Raw genomic sequence first — 16,481 nt, forward strand, 5'->3', positions numbered from 1 at the left:
CAGCGACCATGGACAACGCACGCGCGACGGCGCCGCGGCTCGACGAGGCGCGGGTGATGGTCGTCGACGACAACCGCGTCAACCGGACGCTGCTGGCGGCGCTGCTGGAACGCGGCGGCATCCGCCGCGTCGAGACGGCGGGGGATGGCGACGAGGCGCTCGCCCGGCTGGAGAGCTTCCGCCCCGACCTCATCCTGCTCGACCTGATGATGCCGAACCTCGACGGCTTCGCCTTCACCCGGCACCTGCGGGCCACGCCGGCGTGGTCGGACCTGCCGGTGCTGGTGCAATCCGGGCTCGACGGGCCGGGCGACCGCGCCCGGGCCTTCGCCGCCGGCGCCACCGACTACGTCGCCAAGCCGATCAACGCGGCGGAGCTGATGGCGCGCGTGCGCATCCATCTGCAGAACCGCGCGCTGCTGGACGATCTGCGCCACTACCGGCGCCGCTCCGAGACCGAGCTGGCGCTGGCCCGGCGGATGCAGGAACGGCTGATGCCGGCGCCGCACCGCTGGGCGGCCCTGGGCGGTCCCGGCCTGCGCGTCGACGCCCACGTCGCGCCATCGTCGGAGCTGGGCGGCGACATCTGGGACCTGCGCCAGGACGGCGGCGGCCGCCCCATCGTCCAGCTCGCCGACTTCTCGGGCCACGGCGTCGCGGCGGCCCTGAACACCTTCCGCCTGCACGCCATCACCCGCCAGACCGACGTGGACAGCTTCGATCCCGCGGCGTTCCTCGCCACCATCAACGGGCGCCTGTGCCCGCTCCTGCCCAGCGGCCAATTCGCCACCATGCTGGCCGGGGTGCTCGACGCCGACAGCGGCCGCTTCCACTACGCCGCGGCGGGGTGGACCCGGCCGATGGCGTGGGGGCCGGAGGAGTCGGAGCCGCGCCTGGGCGACGGCAGCGGCCTGCCGCTCGGCCTGGTGGAGCACGCGACCTACGAGACGCGCAGCCTGACGGTGCCGCCGGGCGGCCGGCTGTTCCTGTTCTCCGACGCCGCCATCGAGATTCCGGTGGCCGGCGGGGTGCTGGAGGAGACCGGGCTGGCCCGGCTGGTCGCCGCCTGCGGCATGCACGACGGCGACGGCGCCGCCTTCCTGGACCGGCTGTGCCGCGCCCTGGCCGAGAGCGGCCCGATCGACGACGATCTCACCGCGGTGCTGCTGACCCGGGCCGCCTGACCCGGCCGTTCGGAGCTGGCCGTTCGGAGCTGGCCGTTCGGAGCTGGCCGGTCGGAGCTGGCCGGTCGGAGCCGGCGCCTACACGCCGTCGCGCCAGGGCGGCTCCCCGGTGACCAGCGCCTCGGCCTCGGCGGGCGGCACCGGGTAGGAGTAGTGGTAGCCCTGGCCGTAGTCGCAGGCCAGCGCCCGCAGGAGGTTGGCGTCGGCGGTGGTTTCGATGCCCTCGGCGATGACGTCGAAGCCGAGCAGGCGGGCGAGGTCGACGATGATCCGCACGATCGCCCGGTTCTCCTCCGACTGGTGCATGGCCGAGACGAAGGAGCGGTCCACCTTGAGGCTGTCGATGGGCAGCTTGTGCAGATAGCTGAGCGACGAGTAGCCGGTGCCGAAATCGTCGATCGACAGTTTGATGCCGAGGCCGCGGAGCTGTTGCAGCAGCTTGATCGACTGCTCCGCCTTCTCCATGACGGCGCCCTCGGTCAGCTCCAGCTTCAGCCACGACGGCTCCACCCCGGTCTCGCGCAGCACGCCGCGCACGACGTGGACGAAGCCGGGATCGCCGAGCTGGATCGGCGACAGGTTGACGCTCATGAACAGCGGGGCCGAGCCCGGCGACCGCTTGTCCTGCCAGTCGGCCACCTGGCGGCACGCCTCGCGCAGCACCCAGGTGCCGAGCGCCACCACCAGGCCGGTGCTCTCGGCGATGGGGATGAAGATGCCGGGCGGGATGTTGCCGCGTTCGGGATGGGTCCAGCGCGCCAGCGCCTCGAACCCGGCGAGGCCGCCGGTCACCATCTCGACGATCGGCTGGTAGGCCACCCACAGCTCGTCGCCGCGCTCCAGGGCGCGCCGCAGGTCGTGCTCCAGCCGCACCTGCTCGACCATGCGGGCGTGCATCGCCGGATCGAACCAGGCGTGGCGGCCGCCGCCGGCGCTGCGGGCGTGGCCGGTGGCGATCTCGGCGTCGCGCAGCACGTCCTCGGGGCGCTCGTGCGCCTCCGACCAGCAGGCGATGCCGACGCTGGCGGTCAGGAACACGGCGGCGCCGGAGCTGGAGCGCGCCGAGCGCACGATGCCGGCCACCGTGTCGACCCGTTGCTGCATCGCCGCCGGGTCGCCGCGCCCGGCCATCAGCATGGCGAAGGCGTGGTCGCTGATGCGGGCCAGCAGGTCGATGGCGCCGCCGTCGCGCGCCAGCCGGTGGGCGACGTCGATCAGCAGCTCGTTGGCGAAGCCCTGGCCCAGGCTGGTCCGGACCTCCTGGAAACGGTCGACGTCGATGGTGAGAAGGGTGAAGGCCTCCCCCACCGCCTGGTAGTCGGCCATGTGCTTGACCAGGAGCAGGCGGTTGGCCAGGCCGGTCACCGGGTCGTAATAGGCCAGACGGAACAGGTCGTCCTGGATCTGCCGCCGCTCCGTCAGGTCCTGGAGCAGCACGAAATAGCCGGCCACCGACCCATCCGGCCGGCGGTGCGGGGCGTGGACGCGCTGCATGTAGCGCTGGCCGCCGGCGGGATCGGGCAGCCAGCCCTCGGCCACCACCACCTCGCCGGCCAGGGCGCGCTCGATGGTGCCCTGGTTGGCCCGGAACACGTCCTCGCCCATGGGCGAGGCCACGGTCTGGCCGGCCAGCTGCGCCATGGTGCAGCCCATGAACTCCAGGTAGGCACGGTTGGCGTAGATGTGACGGCGTCCGACGTCGAGCAATCCCACCAGGGTGGGCATGGAATCCATGACCTGCATCAGCGTGTTGAGCGCCGGAGCCGAACCTTCGGTGCCCGTGAGGGCCGCAACCAGAGCGTCGAGATGGGGATCCGTATTCATAGGCACGCGGAAAAGGAGGGCGCGGACGGTCGGCCGATCGCGAACACTTACGCGATACCCAACCCGCGCGTCAAAAGCAAAGCGGTCAGGCACCGGGCCGGCCCGCGAGATCGCGCGCGCCCGGTGCCGCCGGGTCACGCCCCGCCGCCACCGCGGCCCCGGGACGGCCTCCCACGCGGCCCTGTGTTGAGAACGCGGGGCGTCGTATTCCCCGCGGTGGAGGGGTATAATTCCCAGGCTCGCGCGGGTCGGGGCCGAGGACGTCCCCGGGGCCCCGCGGGCTGCATGGAGACGACGACATGGCTCTCAAGGATCTGCTGGTGGTGGTGGACGACGGCGCCACCGCCGCTGCGCGCATCGACGTGGCCGCCCAGCTCGCCACCCGCCACGACGCCCACATCACCGGGCTGTACGTGATCGCCCACGCGCCGCTGCCGGCCTATGTCGCGGCCGAGCTGCCGGAGGAGGTGCGCCTCGCCCAGCGCCACGCCGCCGCGGAGCGCGCCGCCGCCGCCGGGCGGGCCTTCGACGACCGGATGCGCCGCTTCGGGCTGGCCGACCGCGCGGAATGGCGGGTGGTGCGCGGCGACCCCACCCAGGCGGCGGCCCTGCACGGCCGCTACGCCGACCTCGTGGTGGTCGGCCAGGTGGAGCCGCGGCGCGACCGCGACGCCCCCGTGGTGATGCCCCAGGACCTGGTGTTCGAATGCGGCCGGCCGGTGCTGGTGGTGCCCTTCGCCGGCACCTTCCCGACGGTGGGCGAGCGCATCCTGGTCGGCTGGAACGCCGGGCGCGAGGCGGCGCGCGCCGTCGGCGACGCGCTGCCCCTGTTGAGCACCGCCCAGCGGGTGGTGGTGATGGCCGTGAACCCGCCCTCCGGCTTCGCCGGGCTGGGCGACGAGCCCGGCGCCGACATCGCCCGCCATCTCTCCCGCCACGGCTGCCGGGTCGAGGCCGCCCACATCACCACCCGCCAGGTCGAGCCCGGCGACACCATGCTGAACGCGGTGGCCGACGAATCCTGCGACCTGGTGGTGATGGGTGCCTACGGCCGCTCGCGCTTCCGGGAGCTGGTGCTGGGCGGCATGACCCGCCACATGCTGCAGCACATGACGGTGCCGGTGCTGATGACCCATTGACGGGGCCGGGCGCACGCGCCATCGCGGCCACGGACCGTGCGGCGGCGGCGATTTTCCGTAGGTCGGAAAGTTGGTCGCCGGCGTTTGCCGGGCGGCCGCGCGGCGGCTAGGGTCCGCTCATTCGATGGGTTGCAACACAGGTTGGACGCTTCTGAAACCACTGGGCCCGCCCTCACCGGCGGGCCTTTTTTTCGTCCGGCCCGCGGCGGCTCAGCGGACCAGCGGCGTCCAGTCCGTCGGGTCGGTGGTGGGGGCGCCGAGCGGCCCCGTCGCCCGGTCGAACCCGGCGACCTCGCGCCACGGCACGCCCTCCAGCCAGGTGGTGCCGAGGAAGGGGGCGGCGCGCAGGTCGGCGGCGTCGACCACCATCCGCCGGCCCAGCGGGAACAGCGGTGCGCCGCCGTCGACCACCACCACCCGTGCCTTGCCGTCGGCACCGGTCCGCACCTCCTCGATGTTGCCGAGGATGTGGCGGCCATCGGGCGTGAGCACCATCAGGCTGGTCAGCTCCAGCGGCCCGTAGGCGGCGGCGGTCGTGGCCGGCAGGGTGTCGCCGCCGGCGCATCCGGCCAGGGCCAGGGCCAGCGCCCCGGCGACGGCCAGGGGGGCGACGGGGGCGACGGGGGCGAGGGGGATGGCGGAACGCGGGCGCATGGGGACCTCCGGCAGGGGGGCGGGACGGTGGGGCGATGGGGGAACAACGGCCAAGCCCACGCCGCGTTGCCGGCACCGGCCGTCGCGTTGGCGGTACCCCGATCGGCCGGGTGCGCGGCGGTGGCGCGCCGCCACGGCGCGGCAAACGCCCGGTTGGCAAGCGCCGGCGCTTTCATTATGGTGGGCCGCGGCGGTCCCGTAGCTCAGCCGGATAGAGCATCGGTTTCCTAAACCGAGGGTCACAGGTTCGAATCCTGTCGGGATCACCACCGGAATCGCAAAAGGCCGGCGCTCGGACGCCGGCCTTTTCGTTTTCGCCGGGCCGCCGTGCAGCCCGCGGGGACGCTCGCGCGCGATCGGCGCGACGCCGTGGCCGGCGGTCCGTGTCGTAGATTGTGAATTGGGAGGCGTGTTGGAGCGGGTGAAGGGAATCGAACCCTCGTCGTAAGCTTGGGAATCTGTTCAGGCACCCGCGGCATTGCTGGCGTTTCCTCACTTTTCCTAATCATTCAAAGGCTTGCCGTTTCCTGTGGGTTCCTCGGATCTCCCGAAATTTCGCCACTCGTGTCACGGATTGTCACGGGCGTCACAGTAATGTTGACAACCGCCGGGTGCAAAAGTCGTTGACAGTTTCCCTGGATTTCCGCATAGTGCATTTGTTGGGGTTGCCGGCACCTTACGTAATCGCCGCAATGCGCTGATGTCGCGCCGCCGAGGGGCGGGCCTCATCGGCGCGAGGCTGGTAAGGGTCCATCGAAATCACCCGTCCTCCCTTTGGCACGGCAAGCCAGTGGGTTCCATGGATGGGTTTAGCATGTCCGGAGCCTACCTGACCCGGCGCCAAGTTGCGGCGCGTTACCCTCTCTCCTACTCGACGCTTGCCAAGATGGCGATGGACGGTCGCTCCGATGGCCCTCCAGTGGTCCGTATCGGCCGAAAGGTCCTTTACCGCGTCTCGGACATCGAAGCTTGGCTCGACGGTCACTTGTCCCTCGCCGCCGCTCCTCCTCCTAAGCGTGGGCGCCCGACGAAGGCGGACATCATTGCCCGACGGGTGTCTCGCACTTCCTGATGTCTCTGGTGCGCCGGGGCACGCGCCTCGGCGCTGGAGACGATGCGGGCGCACCAGCGCGTCAGGCTCCAAACCACGGCGGGCGCCCTATTTCGAACTCAGCGCTGCCCAGATCGTGGATTCCTTCCAAGGCGGCATCTTCAATCAGCTCCTTCAGAACCCTCAACGTAATAAGATAGCAGTTAAAGCAGTCCTTCACGTTCTCACGGGAGCCAACAGCATAGCGGAGGGTGGTTGTCTCCTTCCAGCGGGGGAGGGACTTCAGTAGATCTCTGCTAACTGACAGAGGTTTGATAGCATGGACATCATCATACAGCGTAAATAGGTCGTGCGTTTCCCGGAATTTCCCGGTCTTGTGCATGGCAACCGCCTTGAAGGCCGTTTCGGCAGCCATTTGCAGTTCCCAATATGCCTTCTGCACATAACTGGGATCTTGAGAGGATATGTAATCGACAAAGGTCTCAAGATGCCGAATGGTGCCCTTTTGCAATCCGAGAATCGGCCCTTTTCCCCCGGCTCCCATAAAGTTCGTCCGAATGGATCTCAGTGCGGATGACACCTCTTCGATATCCCGCTCTAGCTCATTTCGGATCTCCGGCGGCATGCCTGCCAAGTTCGGTGGCTTAACAATCCAGGAAGAAACGTCTTCGCCTTCAAGAACCGTGCTCGGGAAACGGATCCATACAGACTGGTTGAACTCACCGTCGCCCGGCTTGCCTGGCCTTGATACAATTGCTGGGATCGTGATTATGAAAGGAACCCCATAGGCCATCACAGCACCTTTGATAACATTCTCCTTGGATGTCATCGCAGTGCCGAATCTGTCTTTGTACCACTTCTCCACATGCTGGAAAATTATGCGGAAAGCAGGGCTTGCGACAAAATCAGAGATTTCGCCTGGCTTGAATGTCTCACCGTTACCGTCGTCAATTCCCTGTACATACGTCTCTGTAAACTCGATAGCTGCTCTGAACGGACGTTCACTTAAGGGAAGCCCGATGGACTCCAAATAAGGTTCAATATCCTTTTCCAGGCACTCCGCAATCGCTGCGCCCAGATCATTGGTCTGCTCCGCCACGGCCATTCCCCTTTTCAATCGATCTGCCTCGGCGTCGATACCAGAGGCCGTTCGGCGGCCTGCGCGGCGGCAGGGGTCGAACATGTTTTCCGGATTAGCAAAATTAATAAATGTTGCTGGCGGCTGTCGCAGCCCTCTTCAACATCAGGAGCTGTCAGCCGGACAGCGCAAGGGCGTTCGGCGTTCCCAGTAGGACGTGCCAGACGGATCATTACGCATGGAGCTCTGCTGGAACCACAGGGCTCCATGCGTAATGATCCGTCTGGTTTGGCGCATTAGCGAGCGCTTCCCGTTAGCCTTGGTCGCGTTTATTCGTCCCTGTTACTCTCGCAGCCTGGACACTCCCAGCACACTTGAGACATGGCTTCTTCAATGAGCTTGTCGGCTTCGTCTTGCCCGACCTCTTCCGCCAATTCGGTGCGAACTGCATCAACAGCCTCGCTGTCATCCTGATCGACCGGATATTCGTGGAACTCGCACCGCTCTACGGCCCCTGCATCGATCAAACGCTCAAGAACGCTATCGACTTCGGCGTCATGATCTTCCTTCGCGCGTTTTGCCCCACCCACCTTCAGCCTCCTATCGATAGTGGAATTCATAATATGGGTGAGCTGCCAGGAATGAGCAATAAGGTCCGGCCTCGGCCTGCTGGAGCGAGCTTCAGGTCAATAGCTCGCCGCAGGAGGTTCATGCCCTTACCCTTCCAACCCAGTTACATACAGAAGGATTGTCTGGCGCACGCCACTAGTTCCTCAAAGCCTTCATGATCAAAGCCTTGGTGTCCTGCTTCAAAGCGTCGTGAGTGGTCTGCAAGCGTCTCATATGGACACGATCAATGACCCTCTCCAGCAGGCTAGCGATAGTGTTCCTGCTCGTCGGCGCAGCGCTGAACTCCGCAAACAGAGCAGTTGAAATGGCCTCTTTTCCGATTCCGCGTTCCCTATGTTTGCGGACGCGCTCTGCGCTGGGAACGCCGGTCCTCGGACGTCCAGCGTGAGCCTCCTCCACCACATGGACGGCGCCACGGGGTGCCTTCTGTGTCTCGGCCTCGGCTTCGGCCATCGACTGGCTAGGCCAACGGGAGGCTTTACCGGCCGGGGCAAGGGTGACGATCCCGGCCCTGTCGATCTTCAGATAGCCGAGGTGCTGTCCCTCGACTGTCTGTCTCCGGATGCGGAACGACACCGCCCCTCCCTTCCTTTTCGTTACCGTAACGGGAACAAGGTCACAGTCCTGCTGGAAACGTCAATGGAATTCGTTACGGAAACGTAAAACCGGAATCTGTTACTGTAACGAAAAATCTATTTCATGCGTAGTTGGTGCCCAGCGTTCGGATTGGCGGCGAGCTCCTTGGCGAGCTCCAGCGCGTGTTCCCGGGACTCCGCTCGCTTGGCCACGATCTGCCTCTCCATGTCGCCGAGGCGGCGCAGAATGTTATCGGGGACGGTCGGTTGCCCGTATTGCCGTTTCATCAGTTCCGTCAGCTTGAACTGGCCGTGGAGCGCCTCCAGCCGCTCCTTGACCGCACGGCCTTCCGGCCCAAGGGCTTCAAGCACCTCGGCCTCTTTGCGACCGGACTTGATGGTTCCCCGGTTGATGACCTTGGCGTACTCGTGGGCGGCCTTGGCGATGCGCGGCCAGTCCACCTTGACCTCGGCCTTCGGCTTGGCGGGAACATCGGCGGCATCGTGCGCGGGTTTGCCCGCGCCCGTCTCTCCCCCGGGGGGGAGGGACGGTTGGACTGGGGGAGGGGGCGATGCGGAAGCCGGCCGGAACTCGGAAGGCTGTCCCTCGCGGACGCGGACGCGCTCGGCGTCGCGGAAGCGTTCCGCCGCCTCGCGGAGGCGTTCGTCCAGTTGGGCCATGGCCTCGCACCATTCCTCGGGATCGAGGCCCGGGCCGATCGGTGCGCCATCGCCGCCGCCCGACAGTTCGGGGGCTTCAATCCAGCCGGTTCCCTCGTGTAAAGCCTGCTCCATAGACTTCCCGGAACCGCTGCCGCCCACGGCTCCGCCGCCTCCGCCATGGTTCCCCGAGGAACCGGCGCCAACGCTCGGACGCCCTCCGGCCTTGGTCGGGGCCGCAGCTTCCTTCGGCTGCGTGCCGGTCAGTCCTCGTCCGGCTCCGAGGTTGATGCTGGCTTTGACCTGTTGGAGCTTGGCGCCTCCCCCGGTCTGAACAAACTGGGCTTGAGCCGCGCGAACTCGCGCGAGAGTTCCTGCTGAGAGAGTTCGAGGCCGTTGAGCTTGGCTATGACCGCCTGAAGGAGATCCACTATCTGGTGAAGCGGGTTCTCCCCGTCGCCCTCCTGCGGCTCGGTCAGCATCTCGATGATCTGCCGCGTGTCCGTGCGGACCTCCGTCGCCGTGCTGGCGATCGCCTTCACCTCCCTTTCGATCTCCGGGAACGCCAACGCCGGCGGCGGGATCGGATCGGCTTTCTTCGGGGTCGGCTCCGCCTTCGGCTGGGTCGGCTGCGGGGCTGGGGTCTCGGCCTTCGTCGCCGCGCTGGTCTCGGCGTTCAAGGTCTTGGGCTTCTTCTTTGGGGGATTCGACGAGGCGGAGGTGGCCTCCTCGCTCGGCTGCGGGGATGGCTGCGACTTCGGCTTCGAGGTGTCCGACGTCGATGTCGGCTTGGCCTTCTTCTTCGTGCCAGTCGTGGTCGTGGGCGAGGGCGCCGCCGGACGTGCCCATCCGAACGCCTCGGCGATCCGTGCGAGTGTTAGCATTCAACTTCTCCCAGGCTTCGGCCAGCTTCCCGCGGCGGGAATCGGCGGCGTGGATGATCCCCGCGTTCGTGAGCTTGCCGTCCGTGTCGTGCAGCTTGTCCTGCCAGAGGCCGTTCGGCTCCTTGGGCTTCGGCTCCGGCATCGGCGGCAGCGCCTCGGCCTCCGCCTCGGCCTTCTTCCGGTCGGCAAGGCTGATGACGTTGTCCGCCTCGATCAACGTCTCGACGGCCAGCTCCTTGAGGGACAGGTACTCGCGGCGGGCGTCCTGCCAATCGAGCATGGCGGCGTAGCGGTTGGGGAACTCCTCGCGGCGCGGCTGGCGTCCCTCCTCCTCGGCCTTGTCGATGACGCGCTGCGCCATCCTGAGTTCGTACTGCGGGACATGCGGCGGCGGCGGAAACTCGTCGGCGGCGGCTTCCTTGTTGCTCCTGAACTCGACGCGGATGTCCAGCTTCTGGGACTCCAGCCATGCGTTCATCCGCTCCGTGGTCTCGGCGCGGAAGCCGCGGAGGGCATCCGAACGGGGAAGCCTCGACACATCGGACTGTGAGCGGGCGAAATCGCCGCCGAAATAGGCGTTCCACTCTCGGGCGTCCTTCTTCGTCTTGGCGAATCCTTCACCGTCTACCGCCAGCCGCCGCATGGTGAGGGTGTAGTGGACGTGGTCCTGCGGCAGCCCATCGGAACCCGTGATGCGGTGGATCGAGAAATCGACCACCATGCCCATGGCCACCCACGGCTTCGCCATCTCGCGGGCGAACTCGACCTGCTGGTCGTCGGTGAGGCCGCGGGGCAGGGCGACGTCCACGGTTCTGGCGGTCTGGGAGTTCTTGCGGGTCTCCGCCTTCTCGGCCTCGCTCCATAGCATCGCCCGGTCGTAGACCCAGGCGGGTGCGCCCTCGGGCGCCATGATCTCCGAGTGTCCGACCTCCTCGCCCTTCGTGGCGGTGTAGTCGAAGGTCTCGCCGGTGCGGGGGTCGGTCAGGCGGTCGGCGGCGACGTAGGCGGCACGGCGGCAGGCGGAGCCGCCTGAGCGCCGCTGGACCACACCGACCGAGACGTGCCTCGCACCCGACATGCCAAGGATTCCTCAAGTAGTAATGTTGACAAGTTCCCGGCCATAAGGGCCGGGCGAGCGACAAACTGCGAAGCAGTTTGTATAAGCGAGCACAGCCTTGGTATCCGCAAAGAACTCACTGAGCCAGAACCTTGCATTTCCATGATTCCACCATAGAATGAAATTGGCAACACAAACACGCGCAGGCGTCGAGCCGGCGGTGCGGATACCAGGAGGCGGAGATGACGAGAGGGCAGAAGGAGCGGCTGCGGAAGCTGGCCGACCAGGGCGACGTCCAGGCGAAGCGGCTGCTGGAGGCACAGGAGAGGATCGAGCGGGACACCATCAAGGCGATCAAGGCGGCGGCGACGGCGGACCAGCAGAAACGGAAGGAGGCGCTGTGCGCCGTGGGGGACTGCGTCCTCGACGAGGCGGCCGCCGATCCCGGGTTCCGCGTCGTGCTGGACGGGATCATCAAACGCCGCGGCGCCGGCAAGTTGGAGACGATCCGCCGGTTCCGGCCCGACGCGCTGCTGGACTCCCGGGAGGTCGTGGTGTCGGTCGGCGGCGAGGACGGCGGAACCGGCTTCCTTGAGGGCGACGGCGATGACCAGTGACCCGTACGGCCTCGGCGCCGTGGCGCACTTGGCCGCGGACGGGAAGCCCCGATCCTCTAAATCCCTCCATCCTTGAGTCCCGAGCGAGCGAAGATGGGCGCCGATGGCGCCCATTCTCGTTCCCAGCTTCCTTCCATCCCGTCGTCCGTCGCATCGCTGGGGTCGCCCGGATCGGGGCGGCGGTCGCCGTCAAGGACCGCGAAGCGGCCCGGCTTGCCGGGTTGCCTTGACGGGGGCCGGCGGCTCGATCAGACCCCAGAAAGCGATGCGGCGGGCGGCGGGATGGACTGCGGATTCCCCCGGCTACCCACAGCCCACGATATGAAAACGGCGTCCAGCGGGCTTCTAATCCAATGTTGACACACCAGGGGGCAAGCGGAGTCTAAACTTGACGTACAAAGCCGCGGCGCAGCAGTCTTCCAAATGAAACATCCCAACTGGAGGCAGCCTCGTGGATACCATCATTTCGAAGATTAGGCCTCATTATCCTTCCATCATCATTGCGATGTTCCTTGCACTGACTCTGCCTGTTGATGTCGTGTTCCTCGACTATCACGACAAGAGCCTTGCGGCAGGGCAGTACCATGACCTGCCGAGAGAGGGCGACTGGCGTGGCCGGTTCGCGGCGCTTGCGCTGGTGGTCATGTGGAACGGAGCGGCGACGATCGCGCTGAAGCGCGTCCTCGAACGCGTCTATGGGCCGACCGCCGGCTTGGCAGCCGATGTTCAGGGCTCCCATCCGCTCGGGTTGCGGCCGTAGCAGCGCACCCATTTCACAACACCCGTCACGAACAGGCCCACGGGAACAAGCCAGCGGAACCAATAGTAATCCGATGCCCACAGCGGAACCGAACCGTCGGGTCCCACAGGTGCAAAGGTGCCTGCGGGGGGCAGGTAGAACCAATCCCAGATTTTGATCGCAATGAACGCAGCGACGGCGAGGGCGGACCAAAGCTTGAGATGATGGATACAGGGGCGAGCCATAAGCCTCTCCGAGATGGACACGTATGCGACGAACGCCAAGGGACGCTGCATACCATCACGAGCGGTGGGGGTCCAGCAGCCACACCGACGCGCTTCCCCTCCCCGGCCCCCTCCCCATCGCCATGGCGCTGTGGTGCCGGCATGCGGGGAGGGATGTCAGCGTGCCAAGCCTACGCAACCCTTCGGCCCGGCCCTACCGGGCAGGCACCGGGCGGGGCGACCGCCCGTGGCACCCTGTCAGGAGCAATAGGAACAGCTCCCGTCACTCCCCCGTCCAGGCACAAGGCCTGGACTCCCCCGTTCCTCCTTTGCTCCGCGAGGGTGCCGTACATGGCATTGGCGGCGGCGGGATCGTACAGGAAGGTGGGGATGCCGTCGGCGTCGAACGTGACGGGACCATCGGTTGGGCAGGTCGCAGCCTTGTGCCGTGACGGCAGCAGGGGCGGAGGCTGATCCCCGGCTGCCCCCGGTGAACATCCTATCTGATAGGACACCGTCTGACACCTTCCGCTCGACGCTTCCGGAGCCGTATGCCAGTACCGTTTCACGGTCTCCAAGCTCACGCCCGCCCGCTTCGCGACGGCCTTCTGGGTCGGCTTGGCGCCCTCGTCGATGATGGCTTGACGGGCGGCCGCGATCGCCGCGACGGAACCCGCCTTCTGCCGGCCGGCGATGAAGCGGCCGCCGGCGGCCTGCCTCTCCTTCAGCGACATACCCTTCGGCAGCAGCATGCGCACCTCGCCGCCAGCCTTGTCGTACCGCTTCCAATCGAGCCGGTTCCAGCAGAACCGGTAGATGCTCCGGACGACGCAGTCGGTCTCGTAGGCGTCGAGAGCTTTGTCGCCGAGCGCCGCGTTGGCCTCGGCGACGAGTCCCCTGATCTCGGCGCGGAGGCCGTCGCCGTCGCCGGTCCGTTTGTAGCGGCCGGTGAGGCGGTAGGCCTTGTGCCTGACCTCCTCGAAGATGGCCTTGTTTCGGGAACCGGCACCCTGCTTCGCCAAGGCGAGCCCCTTTGGGCGCTTCCTGCGCTCCTCGATCCACAGGTCAATGTCGAGCTGCCGGGCGAGGTCGTCGAGCGTGACGGGAGCGCCGCCGAACCAGACCACCTCGTGGTCGGGGTGAAAGGGGTTCTTGGTGTGGAGCATGGCATAGTCCGGATCGGCCCCCAGCGTCCAGGCTAACGCCTCTCGGACGAGCTTCAGCTTCTCTTGGGGCGCCTTCCGTGCCCCCGGGGTGCGCAGCACCGGTTCGGCGAGCTCCCATGTGACGTGGTAGCGGCCGGCGTTCCGGGTCCCTTCCCTGTTCCGCACGGCGAACAGAGGCCGGGCGAGGCCCTTGTCCTTCCATCGGAGGATGTCGTCGTGGTCGCAGTCCTGTGAAAGGAACCGGACGGCAAAATCGTGGTTGAGGCCGACCCCCTTTGCGTTCTTCCAGGTCTCCATCAGCCACTTCGGCTTCCTCACCGTAGAGCGGATTTTGGATTCCAAATTCCTATTCTTTCTGACCTTCCTTTTCAGTTTGTCATCAAGATGAAAATACGCCCATGGCCGGGCAGGCAACGCGGCCCATAGGGAAGCCACATCTTGGACCGGAAGGAACTGAAATTTGGTCTTTGGCTTTTTGGCTGGCGGAACCGATTTCGGCTCCGCTTGTATGCGTCTCGCAGTTGCGACCATGTCTACCTCCTAGTGGAGGTCCGGCCCGCTGATGCATTTAGGTCTTGGCCACTGCGACAGCCTGCGCTATCTCTCTGGTCATGACTTGCCGCCTCGAACAGCAGGTCCCGAACCCTCAGGTTCCAGTCGGCGTCCGCTTGCTACGGGCGCCGACTTCCTTTTAGGGGTAGCGCATCCCCCGGTCGTGGCCAAGTCATTGTTATGAAAGCAAAAAATGTTGACAGCGGGAGCCATCAGCCTGGCTTCACGTTGAGCCTGCCGCCCGGCAGCCGTTCGCCGAGCCGGTCCCCGCGAAGGTGGGTGTAGCGGCCGAGCATGGTGGGTGTGAGATGTCCGGTGATGGACATGATCTCGTGGTCGCGAAGGTCAGTCAGTTCGAACAAGCGGCTGATCGCCTCGTGCCTGAGGTCGTGCCAGCGCAGGTCGGGGAAGGCGTCGCGTTGGGCTTCTTTGTCGGCGGCGCTGATCGCATCCCTGAAGGCGTGAGCGATGGCGCGTGGCGTTTCCACCGGCAGAACCGGCCGAGGGCCGATTACGCCGTCCGCAGGCAACAGTTCCCGGAAGGCAGCGACGGCACGGGCCGACAGCGGCACGAGCCTGGGCTGGTCGTTTTTGGTCCGGTCCAGCCCTGCCGAGGGCCGCACGTCGAGGCGCACCCGATCCCACGTCAATCCGGCGAGTTCCCCTTGCCTCATACAGGTCTCAATGGCGATGATCACCGCCGGGCGCAGCCACGGCCTTGACGACTTCGCGCACGCCGCGAGGAGGCGGGCCTCCTCGTCGTTCCCTTGCTCGTCTGGATGCGGGTTCAGCCGCCGCGTTCGGCCCGAAGGCATTCCAGGGCGGACGTTGGGTCCTACCGGGTTGGCGAGTTCCACATGGTGGGCCAGCGCCCAGAGCTGGTACACCCGACTCAACGTGTTGAGGCGGTGGATGACGGTCTGCGCCGTGCATTCGGCTTCCGGCCCAGCCGGCTCATCGCCTTCGGTGCCGTCTTCGTCGAGAACCCGTCGACGCCAACGAATCAGATCCCAGGGCTTGATGCTGACGAGGGACCAGTCCGCGAATTCGGAGCCCTTCCAGTAGCGCAGCTTTGAGAGTTGGTTCTTGGCGTCTGGGGTGTTCAGCTTACGCTTGCCCGTCTTCGGGTCCAGCGGTGCGACGTGGTCCGTGTACCAGTCCATCGCCTGTGACAGGGAGGTGTCACGGGCCTTCCGGCGGTCCTGGTACTCGTCACCGATGACCTTGCCTTCCAGGATGGCGGCCCACTCCTCGGCCTCCTTCCGCGTCTCGAAGGTCTTCGTCTCGCTAACGATCTTGCCGTCGCGCTTCCGCCGCACCCGTGCGCAGAACTGGTAGGGTCCCCGTTCCCAGATCGTAGCCATGTGACGCGCTCCTGCCCTCCGCCGTGGAAGGGACAGTGTCACGGATTGTCACGAAAAAGGCCAGGAAATTGGAGCGGGTGAAGGGAATCGAACCCTCGTCGTAAGCTTGGGAAGCTTCTGCTCTACCATTGAGCTACACCCGCGCCGCCGGGGCCGTGGCGGCCCGTCGGCAGTGCCCCTGGTCGGGGCTCGCTGTTTATAGGCAAGGTCCCCGGCCGTTGCAAGAGGCTCGTGTCAGGCCGCCCAGGCGGTGCGCCGTGGCACCCACAGGCCGGCCGACGCCAGCCCCGCGTTAGGGATCGCGCCGGCCAGGGCGACCTCCGGCGCCGGCGCCGTGGCGGCGGCGCCCGGCACCCGGCCGACCACGCCGGCGGCCCCGGCCAGCGCGCCCGGCACCAGCTCCAGGCCGAGGAAGCGGGCGGCGTCGACCGGGCCCGGCATCTCCAGGCCCAGGGTCAGGTCGCGGGTGAAGCCGAAGCGGGCGTAGTAGGGCGCGTCGCCGACCAGGATCACCGAGCGATGGCCCGCCGCCGCGGCCTTGTTCAGGCTCATGCGGATCAGCTTGCTGCCCAGGCCGCCGCCCCGCCAGTGCGCCGTCACGGCGATCGGGCCCAGCATCAGCGCCGGCGTCATGCCGCCCAGCGTCACCGGCCAGTAGCGGATCGTCCCTTCCAGCACCTCGTTGCCGAGGTCGTCGTGCTCGATGGCGACCAGCGACAGCTCGCGCAGCGGGTCGACCCCGTCGCGCAGGCGGTAGGCGGTCTTGGAGTGGCGGTCGGGGCCGAAGGAACGGTCGAGGAGGGTTTCGATGGCGGCGGCGTGCCGCGGCTCCTCGGTGGTCACGATCATCGATGGGGTCTCCCGGCAGGGAAGAAGGTCGGAAGGGCGGATCGCGCCTTCGCCGGGAGGGGGGCCGGTCAGTTCCAGCCGGTTCCCCGGGCGTCCGCACGCGATCCGTAGACGTCCGCGCCCGCGCTCAGCGGCGCGCCGGTCCGTCGTCGGATGCTGATGATGTGCTGACGCAACATGACCACAGCTCATGGGCTGTTTCGGGGTGGGTCGCATATACCATCGGCCCCGGCG

Annotated in this window: 13 protein-coding genes and 2 tRNA genes; 5 read left to right on the forward strand and 10 right to left on the reverse strand. The window is 66.9% G+C overall.

The window, feature by feature from the left end; genetic code table 11:
* Positions 1-8 precede the first annotated feature (8 nt).
* On the forward strand, positions 9-1,184 hold the full coding sequence (locus AC6H2I_RS12710; protein WP_497501010.1) for a PP2C family protein-serine/threonine phosphatase: 1,176 nt from the start codon (positions 9-11) through the stop codon (positions 1,182-1,184).
* A 78-nt stretch (positions 1,185-1,262) separates the two neighbouring features.
* Here AC6H2I_RS12710 and AC6H2I_RS12715 read toward each other — a convergent pair whose 3' ends face one another.
* Positions 1,263-2,918, reverse strand: coding sequence for a putative bifunctional diguanylate cyclase/phosphodiesterase (locus AC6H2I_RS12715; protein ID WP_497501011.1), 1,656 nt, complete (start codon positions 2,916-2,918; stop codon positions 1,263-1,265).
* A 389-nt stretch (positions 2,919-3,307) separates the two neighbouring features.
* On the opposite strand from AC6H2I_RS12715, the gene AC6H2I_RS12720 reads away from it, so the two are divergent.
* Positions 3,308-4,147, forward strand: coding sequence for a universal stress protein (locus AC6H2I_RS12720; RefSeq protein ID WP_497501012.1), 840 nt, complete (start codon positions 3,308-3,310; stop codon positions 4,145-4,147).
* A 210-nt stretch (positions 4,148-4,357) separates the two neighbouring features.
* Here AC6H2I_RS12720 and AC6H2I_RS12725 read toward each other — a convergent pair whose 3' ends face one another.
* Entirely contained in the window at positions 4,358-4,801 is a 444-nt protein-coding gene (locus AC6H2I_RS12725; RefSeq protein ID WP_497501013.1) for a hypothetical protein, read from the reverse strand.
* Between the two features lie 192 nt (positions 4,802-4,993).
* Here AC6H2I_RS12725 and AC6H2I_RS12730 point away from each other — a divergent pair.
* Positions 4,994-5,070, forward strand: a tRNA-Arg gene (locus tag AC6H2I_RS12730).
* Positions 5,071-5,934: 864 nt separating this feature from the next.
* Here the strand turns inward: AC6H2I_RS12730 and AC6H2I_RS12735 are convergent.
* From AC6H2I_RS12735 to AC6H2I_RS12750, 4 genes are all read right to left on the reverse strand, one after another.
* Entirely contained in the window at positions 5,935-7,035 is a 1,101-nt protein-coding gene (locus AC6H2I_RS12735; protein WP_497501014.1) for a HEPN domain-containing protein, read from the reverse strand.
* A 224-nt stretch (positions 7,036-7,259) separates the two neighbouring features.
* Positions 7,260-7,520 carry a hypothetical protein gene (locus AC6H2I_RS12740; RefSeq protein WP_497501015.1) on the reverse strand — a complete coding sequence of 87 codons (261 nt, stop codon included), beginning with the start codon at positions 7,518-7,520 and terminating at the stop codon, positions 7,260-7,262.
* Between the two features lie 175 nt (positions 7,521-7,695).
* Positions 7,696-8,136, reverse strand: a complete 441-nt coding sequence (locus tag AC6H2I_RS12745) for a hypothetical protein (RefSeq protein WP_497501016.1) — start codon at positions 8,134-8,136, stop codon at positions 7,696-7,698.
* Between the two features lie 116 nt (positions 8,137-8,252).
* Positions 8,253-10,757, reverse strand: coding sequence for a MobA/MobL family protein (locus AC6H2I_RS12750; RefSeq protein ID WP_497501017.1), 2,505 nt, complete (start codon positions 10,755-10,757; stop codon positions 8,253-8,255).
* A 221-nt stretch (positions 10,758-10,978) separates the two neighbouring features.
* Here AC6H2I_RS12750 and AC6H2I_RS12755 point away from each other — a divergent pair, with 221 nt between their 5' ends.
* Together AC6H2I_RS12755 and AC6H2I_RS12760 are read left to right on the forward strand one after the other, a co-directional pair.
* On the forward strand, positions 10,979-11,353 hold the full coding sequence (locus AC6H2I_RS12755) for a hypothetical protein (protein WP_497501018.1): 375 nt from the start codon (positions 10,979-10,981) through the stop codon (positions 11,351-11,353).
* A 451-nt stretch (positions 11,354-11,804) separates the two neighbouring features.
* A complete protein-coding gene (locus tag AC6H2I_RS12760) occupies positions 11,805-12,113 on the forward strand; it encodes a hypothetical protein (RefSeq protein ID WP_497501019.1) in 309 nt (102 codons plus the stop codon).
* A 394-nt stretch (positions 12,114-12,507) separates the two neighbouring features.
* On the opposite strand, the gene AC6H2I_RS12765 is transcribed toward AC6H2I_RS12760, so the two are convergent.
* From AC6H2I_RS12765 to AC6H2I_RS12780, 4 genes are all read right to left on the reverse strand, one after another.
* Positions 12,508-13,779: a replication initiation protein gene (locus AC6H2I_RS12765; RefSeq protein WP_497501020.1), complete on the reverse strand. Its 1,272-nt coding sequence runs from the start codon at positions 13,777-13,779 to the stop codon at positions 12,508-12,510.
* A 467-nt stretch (positions 13,780-14,246) separates the two neighbouring features.
* A complete protein-coding gene (locus AC6H2I_RS12770; RefSeq protein WP_497501021.1) occupies positions 14,247-15,398 on the reverse strand; it encodes an integrase in 1,152 nt (383 codons plus the stop codon).
* A gap of 69 nt (positions 15,399-15,467) precedes the next feature.
* A tRNA-Gly gene (locus AC6H2I_RS12775) sits at positions 15,468-15,541 on the reverse strand.
* Positions 15,542-15,632: 91 nt separating this feature from the next.
* On the reverse strand, positions 15,633-16,247 hold the full coding sequence (locus AC6H2I_RS12780; RefSeq protein WP_497501022.1) for a GNAT family N-acetyltransferase: 615 nt from the start codon (positions 16,245-16,247) through the stop codon (positions 15,633-15,635).
* Positions 16,248-16,481: the final 234 nt, after the last annotated feature.

The organism is Azospirillum sp. NS33 (assembly GCF_059703765.1).

Bases quoted from the DNA above. Each gene is read 5' to 3' on its own strand.
- AC6H2I_RS12710 (WP_497501010.1), top strand. From the start codon at position 9: ATGGACAACGCACGCGCGACGGCGCCGCGGCTCGACGAGGCGCGGGTG.
- AC6H2I_RS12715 (WP_497501011.1), bottom strand. From the start codon at position 2,918: ATGGATTCCATGCCCACCCTGGTGGGATTGCTCGACGTCGGACGCCGT.
- AC6H2I_RS12720 (WP_497501012.1), top strand. From the start codon at position 3,308: ATGGCTCTCAAGGATCTGCTGGTGGTGGTGGACGACGGCGCCACCGCC.
- AC6H2I_RS12725 (WP_497501013.1), bottom strand. From the start codon at position 4,801: ATGCGCCCGCGTTCCGCCATCCCCCTCGCCCCCGTCGCCCCCGTCGCC.
- AC6H2I_RS12735 (WP_497501014.1), bottom strand. From the start codon at position 7,035: ATGTTCGACCCCTGCCGCCGCGCAGGCCGCCGAACGGCCTCTGGTATC.
- AC6H2I_RS12750 (WP_497501017.1), bottom strand. From the start codon at position 10,757: ATGTCGGGTGCGAGGCACGTCTCGGTCGGTGTGGTCCAGCGGCGCTCA.
- AC6H2I_RS12755 (WP_497501018.1), top strand. From the start codon at position 10,979: ATGACGAGAGGGCAGAAGGAGCGGCTGCGGAAGCTGGCCGACCAGGGC.
- AC6H2I_RS12765 (WP_497501020.1), bottom strand. From the start codon at position 13,779: ATGGAGACCTGGAAGAACGCAAAGGGGGTCGGCCTCAACCACGATTTT.
- AC6H2I_RS12770 (WP_497501021.1), bottom strand. From the start codon at position 15,398: ATGGCTACGATCTGGGAACGGGGACCCTACCAGTTCTGCGCACGGGTG.
- AC6H2I_RS12780 (WP_497501022.1), bottom strand. From the start codon at position 16,247: ATGATCGTGACCACCGAGGAGCCGCGGCACGCCGCCGCCATCGAAACC.